This window comes from Kitasatospora sp. NPDC047058, assembly GCF_040643935.1.
GTDB lineage: Bacteria > Actinomycetota > Actinomycetes > Streptomycetales > Streptomycetaceae > Kitasatospora.
In genome coordinates this window covers 1-3,219 of sequence record NZ_JBEYVJ010000600.1, presented here as the reverse complement: position 1 = coordinate 3,219, position 3,219 = coordinate 1, and the positions used below count along the sequence as shown (strand labels likewise).

Below are 3,219 nucleotides of genomic sequence, written 5' to 3'. Positions count from 1 at the left end.
GGCGATGCCGATGCGCCACGGCCGGCCGGGGGCCGGCTCGCCCGCCGCCTGGACGTCGCCTCCGCCGGTCACGCTGTGGTGCGGGAACCCGGAGGCCGTGAGCAGGTCGGAGGCGCGTTCGACGGCCCAGCCCTTGACCCAGCCGGACGGATCGAGGGAGCCGCCCGCACGGGCGGAGAAGTAGCCGCCGGTCTCCCGCTCCACGGCGGCGCAGTGGTCGAGGGCCTCGGCCACCAGCGGGTCGCACTGCCCGGCCGTGAGTTCACCCCGCGAGAGCCGGCTGATGTCGCTCTGCGGCCGGTAGGTGGAGAAGATCCGGTCGAGCCGGTGCAGTTCGGCGAGGGCCGGCGCCAGGTCGGCGGGCGTGGCGTCGCGCACGGCGAAGGAGAAGACGGTGCCCATGGCGGGCTCGGCGTGCCTGAGCATCACGGGCGGGCCTGGTCGAGGGCGCTCTGCAGGGACCGCTGGTAGCCCTGGCTGGTGTAGGTGGCGCCCGCGACGGCGTCGATGCGGGCGCTCTGCGCCGAGATGGTCTCCTGGTTGAGCTGGGGCAGCGCGAACCGGTTGATCTCCAGGTCGCGCCTGCTCTCGGACGGGTACTGCAGGACCTCGGCCCTGGTGATGCGGCTGCCGCTGAAGGTGATCCTCACTTGGACGGGCCCGTACCGCGTGTCGATGGCGTTGCCGGTGACGACCCGGGTGCCCGCGGCCGTCGTGGGTCCGGCGGCGGGTGGGGAGGGGGAAGCCCCGGGCGACCCCGGCGTCGTGGGTCCGGCGGAGGGTGGAGACGGGGAGCCCCCGGGCGAATCCGGCGCCGTCGGAACGGCGGCCGTGCCGCCGGGGTCGGATCCGATGACCGGGGCGGCCTGCGTGGACGGAGAGCCGTGCGGCTTGAGCGAGAGCAGCAGGACGACTCCGGCCGCGGTGACGGTGCTGGCCAGGACGGCGCGGCGCATGGCGGCTCCTTCAGAGGTCGAAAGATTCGTGGTGGACGCGGCGGGCGGGGACACCGGCGGCGCACAGCTCGCGGGTGGCGGCAGCGGTCATCGCCGGCGGCCCGCACAGGTACACGTCGTGTTGCGCCAGTTGCGGGACCAGCCGGCCCAGTGCCGCGGCGGACAGCGGGTCGCCCGTCTCACTGCGCCGGCCGACGAGGTAGTGCAGGCGTGCCGAACGGGCGGCCGCGACCTGTTCCAGCTCCTGCCGGAACAACAAGTCCTCCGGGCTCCCGGCCCGGTAGAGCAGGGTCAGCTCGCCGGGGTCGGCGGGCAGGGTCTCGAAGAGGGCGCGGATCGGGGTGATGCCGACCCCGCCCGCTATCAGCAGGACGCGGCGCCGGGTGCGCTGCCGGGCGGTGAAGGCCCCGTACGGGCCCTCGGCGCGTACGCGGACACCTGGCCGGAGCCCGGCGAGGGCCGCGCTGTGGGTGCCGAGGGCCTTGACGGTGAAGCGCAGGAACCGGTCGGTGGGCGGTGCCGAGAGCGAGTACGGATTGGCGGCCCACCGCAGTCCCGGAGCGAGGAACTGGAGCCGGAAGAACTGTCCGGGCGCGGCCCGCAGCTCGGTCAGCCGTTCACCGGTGAGGAAGACCGACACGACGCCCGGGCCCTCGGGGCGTACCTCCGCGACCCGAAGCCGGTGGCGGCGGTCGTGCAGGAAGGGGACGGTGAGCCGGTACCAGCCCAGCGCCGCGAACGTGCCGAGGTAGAGCACGTACCAGGCGGCGTGCTCGGGGCCCCGGCCGAGGTCGGCGCCGTCGGTGAGCTGGTGGGCGAAGCCGAGGGCGACGGCGAGGTAGGTCGCCAGGTGCAGGTGGTACCAGGTCTCGTAGCCGAGCCTGCGCCGGGCCGCCCGGGCGGACACGGCGCCGGTGCCCAGGAGGAGCAGGGTGGCCGCCGTGGCCTTGAGCATGTCCGGGAAGTGCAGCACCATCTGGACGCCTTCACCGAGGACGGCCCGGTGCGCGGTGAGCGCGTAGCCCCAGATCACGGTGAGGACGTGGGCGGTGACCAGGCCGACCAGGTAGCGCCCGCCGACCGCATGCCAGCGGGCCAGGCGGTCCGCGCCCACGTCACGTTCCAGGACGGGGATCCGGGCCATCAGCAGGAGCAGCACGGGCGCGGTGTAGCCGGCGAGCAGGCCGGTGATCCGCCCCGCTCCGGTGAGCCACTGGTCGGCGCCGATCACCGCGTAGGTGTCGCGCCACCAGAGTGCGAGGACCGCGGCCGCACCTCCCGCCACGGCCGCCGGGACGAGCCGGGCGACCAGCCACGGCGGCAGCACCGGCCGCTCTGCGGGGTGCCGTCGCCGGCCCGGCGTGGCCCCGTGGTGCTGCACTGCGGCTCCCATCGGCTGTTCCTTCCTGCGCGGCTTCGTGCACCCCCTGCCCGGCACGCGGTTCCGCGGCGGCCCGGCCGTCCGAAGGCTGGTCCACTCTGGCACCCGGACCTCTCAGTTCCCTCTGAATCCCGCTGCCGCTAGGCGTTCGGCCGATGGTTTCAGCAGCTCAGAGGCATGATCGACGATTCCGGGCCTGCAGTGGTCCCCACCCGGGCAGGGCACAATGACGAGGAGCGGCCGGACCACGCCTCCGGCCGGAGCACTCCCTGAGGGCGGACCGCCCCTCAGGCCGCACCACCGACCGGATCGGATGTCATGCCAGTGCCCACCCCGCGAGTCCTGGTCGTCGACGACGAACCCGACCTGGTCGAGGTGCTGTGCGCCGCCCTGCGCTACGAGGGGTGGGAGTCGCTCGGGGTCGGCTCGGGGGAGGAGGCGGTGGCGGAGTGCCGGCGCTGGGAGCCGGACGCCGTCGTGCTGGACATGATGCTCCCCGGGCTCGACGGCATGGCGGTGCTGGAGCGCATCCACGCCGAACAGCCCCAGGTCCGGGTGCTGTTCCTGACCGCCCGCGACGCCGTCGAGGACCGGATCGCGGGGATCGACGCCGGGGGCGACGACTACGTCACCAAACCCTTCAGCCTGCAGGAGGTGGTGGTCAGGCTCCGCCGGCTGCTGCGGCGGGCCCAGGGCGAGGACGCCCGCGGGCAGGGCGTGCCGGAAGGCGCCCTGGTGCTCGGTGATCTCGTCCTGGTGGAGCAGTCCAGGGAGGTCCTGCGGGGCGGTGCCCCGGTCGAGCTGTCCCCCACGGAGTTCCAGCTGCTGCGCTACCTGATGCAGCATCCGCGTCAGGTTCTGAGCAAGGCCCAGATCCTGGAC

General features: G+C 74.1%; 4 protein-coding genes. 1 reads left to right on the top strand and 3 read right to left on the bottom strand.

The window, feature by feature from the left end; all coding sequences use genetic code 11:
• The 3 genes from ABZ885_RS38050 to ABZ885_RS38040 all read right to left on the bottom strand — a co-directional run.
• On the bottom strand, positions 1 to 426 hold a 426-nt coding region (locus ABZ885_RS38050; protein WP_360199299.1), incomplete at its 3' end, for an FAD:protein FMN transferase.
• Positions 426 to 956, bottom strand: a complete 531-nt coding sequence (locus ABZ885_RS38045) for an FMN-binding protein (RefSeq protein ID WP_360199297.1) — start codon at positions 954 to 956, stop codon at positions 426 to 428. The genes ABZ885_RS38045 and ABZ885_RS38050, both read right to left, overlap by 1 nt.
• 10 nt (positions 957 to 966) lie before the next feature.
• Positions 967 to 2,349 (bottom strand): ferredoxin reductase family protein, encoded by a 1,383-nt coding sequence (locus ABZ885_RS38040; RefSeq protein ID WP_360199295.1) that lies wholly within the window; start codon positions 2,347 to 2,349, stop codon positions 967 to 969.
• 306 nt (positions 2,350 to 2,655) lie between these two features.
• On the opposite strand from ABZ885_RS38040, the gene ABZ885_RS38035 reads away from it, so the two are divergent.
• Positions 2,656 to 3,219 (top strand): response regulator transcription factor (locus ABZ885_RS38035; RefSeq protein WP_360199293.1); only part of this gene is annotated, 564 nt, incomplete at its 3' end.

Coding starts and splice junctions, on each gene's coding strand:
- ABZ885_RS38045 (WP_360199297.1), bottom strand. CDS start 956: ATGCGCCGCGCCGTCCTGGCCAGCACCGTCACCGCGGCCGGAGTCGTC.
- ABZ885_RS38040 (WP_360199295.1), bottom strand. CDS start 2,349: ATGGGAGCCGCAGTGCAGCACCACGGGGCCACGCCGGGCCGGCGACGG.